Source organism: Nonomuraea zeae (assembly GCF_005889725.1).
Lineage (GTDB): Bacteria > Actinomycetota > Actinomycetes > Streptosporangiales > Streptosporangiaceae > Nonomuraea > Nonomuraea zeae.
Genome location: NZ_VCKX01000535.1, coordinates 1 through 4,088 on the forward strand (window position 1 = coordinate 1; position 4,088 = coordinate 4,088).

General features: G+C 72.1%; 4 protein-coding genes. All 4 read left to right on the forward strand.

The window, feature by feature from the left end; translation table 11 throughout:
- A partial coding sequence (locus ETD85_RS60620; protein WP_206059613.1) for a glycoside hydrolase family 6 protein occupies window positions 1-1,048 on the forward strand: 1,048 nt, incomplete at its 5' end.
- Between the two features lie 135 nt (window positions 1,049-1,183).
- Window positions 1,184-2,500, forward strand: coding sequence for an MFS transporter (locus ETD85_RS60625; protein WP_206059614.1), 1,317 nt, complete (start codon window positions 1,184-1,186; stop codon window positions 2,498-2,500).
- 9 nt (window positions 2,501-2,509) lie between these two features.
- Window positions 2,510-3,175 carry a response regulator transcription factor gene (locus ETD85_RS60630; RefSeq protein ID WP_138698824.1) on the forward strand — a complete coding sequence of 222 codons (666 nt, stop codon included), beginning with the start codon at window positions 2,510-2,512 and terminating at the stop codon, window positions 3,173-3,175.
- Window positions 3,172-4,088 (forward strand): histidine kinase dimerization/phospho-acceptor domain-containing protein (locus tag ETD85_RS60635; RefSeq protein ID WP_138698825.1); only part of this gene is annotated, 917 nt, incomplete at its 3' end. The genes ETD85_RS60630 and ETD85_RS60635, both read left to right, overlap by 4 nt.

Below are 4,088 nucleotides of genomic sequence, written 5' to 3' on the forward strand. Positions count from 1 at the left end.
GGGCCGCCCCACGCAACCAGCCGCCACCTCCCCGCAGAACCCGCTCAGAGCCCAGGCAGGCGTGACCTTCTACGCCCCCGCCGAGCCGGCCGCCAGCCGCCAGGCGAGCGAGTGGGAGGCGGACCGCCCTGGCGACGCCGCCCTCATGCGCAAGCTGGCCGCCGTCCCGCACGCCATCCGCCTGAACGAGCCGGAGGTCAGGGCCAAGGTGGAGAACACGATCACCGCGGCCGAGCAGGCCGGCGGCGTCCCCGTGTTCCTGATCAACTACATGCCCGGCAGCGACTGCCAGCAGGTCGGCGCGGCCGGCATGGCCGCCTACCAGGAGTGGCTCAAGGGCATCGCCGGCCAGATCGGCCAGGCCAAGGCGGTGGTCATCCTGGAGCCCGCCAGCCTGGTGAAGCTCCCCGGCACCAAGGACTGCGACCTGGAGGGCTCGCCCGCTCAGCGTTACCAGGACCTGCGCCAGGCCGTTCAGACCCTGAAGGGCAACCCCGCCACGGCCGTCTACCTCGACGGCAGCCAGGACCTCTGGCCGGGCACCGCCGTCATGGCCGAGCGGCTGATCGGCGCGGGGATCGACCGGGCCGACGGGTTCTTCGTCAACACCGCCGGCTACCAGCGCACCCAGAAGGCCGTCGCGTACGGCAAAGCGCTGTCGGCCTGCATCGGCCTCCAGCTCTCGACCGGCAAGAAGGGCTGCCCCGCGGCCGCCACGGTCGATCCCGCCACGATGCCGCACTTCGTCGTGGACACCAGCAGGAACGGCCGGGGCTCCTGGGCGCCGGCGAAGCACTACGCCGACCCGCAGACCTGGTGCAACCCACCGGGCAGGGGCGTCGGCGACCGGCCCACGACGGAGACGGGCGAGGAGCTGGCCGACGCCTACCTGTGGATCGCGCGGGCGGGCAGCTCCAGCGGGCGCTGCCGGCGCGGCACGGACGGAGAGAAGGACCCCGAGCGCGGCGTGGTCTCCCCAGAGGCCGGCCTCTGGTGGGGCGACCTGGCGCTGGAGCGGGCGAAGAACGCCGTCCCCCCGTTGCGGTGAGCTGAGTTGCGCTGAGGTTACGTCCGCGTAAGAACGCATGTTAAGCGGACGTTAGATCTGACCCCCGCGCCCTTGCCGGAACAACCTTCTGCGGAGAGGCTCTGGCCTGCACCTACTCCCCCCAGGAGGTTCTCTGTGAACAAGGCACGTGTGCCGTGGAAGGCAGTGGTCGGCGGCTCTGTCGGCAATCTGGTCGAGTGGTATGACTGGTTTGTCTACAGCAGTTTCGCCGTCTATTTCGCCGCTTCCTTCTTCCCTGAGGGGAATGACACGGCGAAGCTGCTCAACACCGCGGCCATCTTCGCCGTCGGCTTCTTCATGCGCCCGCTCGGCGGCTGGCTGCTCGGCCGCTACGCCGACAGGAAGGGCCGCAAGGCGGCGCTCACGCTCACCGTCACGCTGATGTCGGCCAGCGCGCTGCTGATCGCGATCGCGCCGACCTACGAGGCGGTCGGCTACTTCGGCGCCCTGGTGCTGGTGATCGCGCGCCTGTTGCAGGGCCTGTCCGTCGGCGGCGAGTACGCGGCCAGCGCCACGTACCTGACCGAGGCCACCCCGCGCGGCCGCCGCGGCTTCGCTTCCAGCTTCCAGTACGTCTCCATGACCGCCGGCCAGCTCGTCGGCCTCGGCCTGCAGATCATCCTGCAGAACTCGATGTCCAAGGAGGCCCTGAACTCCTACGGCTGGCGCATCCCGTTCGTGGTCGGCGCCCTGGCCGCGGCGGTCGTGTTCTACCTGCGCCGCAGCCTGCTGGAGACGGAGGCGTACGACGAGGAGGAGCGCGAGACCGAGAGCGGCGGCCAGCGCGGCACGATCAAGGAGCTGCTCGCCCACAAGAAGGAGGCGCTGCTGGTCATCGCCCTCACCATGGGCGGCACGGTCGCGTACTACACCTACACCACCTACCTCACCAAATACCTGTCGAACACGGCCGGCCTGGCCAAGGAGACCGCCACGCTGGTCAGCTTCTGCGCGCTGTTCATCTTCATGTGCCTGCAGCCGCTGGCCGGGGCGCTGTCGGACCGGATCGGGCGCAGGCCGCTGCTGATCACGTTCGGGCTCGGGTCGATGCTGGGCACGGTGCCGCTGATGACGGCGCTGGGCGGGGCAGACGGGTTCGGCGGGGCGCTGGTGCTCTCGCTCACCGGCCTGATCATCATCACCGGCTACACCTCGATCAACGCCGTGGTGAAGGCCGAGCTCTTCCCCACGCACGTGCGCGCGCTCGGCGTCGCACTCCCCTACGCGATCGCGAACGCCCTGTTCGGCGGCACCGCCGAATACGTGGCGCTGTGGTTCAAGGACAACGGCATCGAGTCCGGCTTCTTCTGGTACGTCTCCGGCTGCGCCGCGGTGTCGCTGGTCGTCTACCTGACCATGCGTGAGACGAGGGACGCGGCGCTCTCGCGTGCCGAGCAGGCCGCGCGGGATTCGGTCCCGGCCCGCATCTAACCTGGACATATGCGCGTTCTGCTGGTCGAGGACGACGATCGGCTCGCCTCCGCCCTCACCACGGCCCTCGCCCGGCACGGCCACCAGGTCACCCGGGCGGGGCTGGCCGTCGACGCACTCCGCCTGGCGGGGGGCGCCGACTTCGTCCTGCTCGACCTGGGATTGCCCGACATGGACGGGCTCGACGCGCTGCGCCGCCTGCGCCGGGTGTCGGCGGTGCCGCTGATCGTGGTCACGGCCCGTACGGAGGAGCGGGAGGTGCTGCGCGGGCTGCGCTCGGGGGCGGACGACTATCTGATCAAGCCGTTCCGCACGATCGAGCTGATGGCCCGCATGGAGGCGGTGGTGCGGCGCGGCACCAGGCCCAGGCCGCCGCGCGACGACGTGGTGAGCGTCGGGGACGTCCGCATCGACCTGGGCTGCCGGCAGGTCACGGTGGCGGGTGAGCCGGTGACGCTGACCAGGCGCGAGTTCGACCTGCTCGCGCTGCTGGCGCGCGAGCCGGGCGTGGTGCGCGGCAGGGAGGAGATCCTCGACGAGGTCTGGGGCGATCCGCTGCTGTCGGCGTCCCGCTCGCTCGACGTCCACGTGGCGAACCTGCGCTCGAAGACCGGCCGTCCCGGGCTGGTCGAGACGCTGCGCGGCACCGGCTACCGGCTGGGCTCGACGGCGTGAACTCCCGGCTGGTGGTCACGTTCACCACGTTGATCGTCTTCCTGATCGCGGCGCTGGCCGTCCCGCTCGGGTTCGCCTACGCCTCGCACCGGACGAACCGGCTGCTGCTCGACCGCCGCGCGGACGCGACCCGGTTCGCGGAGCTGGCCGACCAGGCGGCGCGGGAGGACGACCGCACGGGGCTGATCGCCGAGATCACCCGGTACGCCGAGCTGTACGGCGCCGCCGTCCGCGTCCGCGACCGCGACGGCTCGGTCCTCGCCACGGCGGGCCGTTTCCAGGCCGACGACCGGGACGCCGTCCGCCTCGCGCTGGCCGGGCGGACGACCGAGGACCTGCCCACGATCAGCCCGTTCGGCCCGGCCAGGGTGCTGCTGGCCGAGCCCGCGGGCAGGGACGCGCAGCTGTCCGGCGTGGTGCTGCTGGAGGCGCCCGCCGACCAGGCCAGGCTGGACGTGTCGCTGGTGTGGGGCGCGCTGGCGCTCGGCGCGCTGGTCGCGCTGGGTTACTCGGCGCTGGCGGCCAGGCGGCTGGCCCGCTGGATCCTGCGGCCCGTCACCGAGCTGGACCGCACCACCCAGGCGATCGCGCAGGGCCGGCTGGACGCGCGGGCGCATCCCGGTGTGGGCCCCTCCGAGCTGCGGCGGCTGGAGGAGCGCTTCAACGCGATGGCCGACGCGGTCTCCGGCGCGATGGAGCGGCAGCGGGCGTTCGTGGCCGACGCCTCGCACGAGCTGCGCACCCCGCTCACGGTGCTAGGGCTGCGGCTGGAGAACCTGGAGCCGCATCTGCGGGCGGAGGGCACGCCCGAGTTCGAGGAGGCGCTGGCGGAGCTGGACCGGCTGACGCTGCTGGTGGCCGACCTGCTGGCGCTGGCCAAGGTCGAGGCGGGGGCCGGGGCCGGGGGCAAGGC

Excerpts from the sequence above, each read along its gene's own strand:
- ETD85_RS60630 (WP_138698824.1), top strand. The coding sequence starts at position 2,510 with ATGCGCGTTCTGCTGGTCGAGGACGACGATCGGCTCGCCTCCGCCCTC.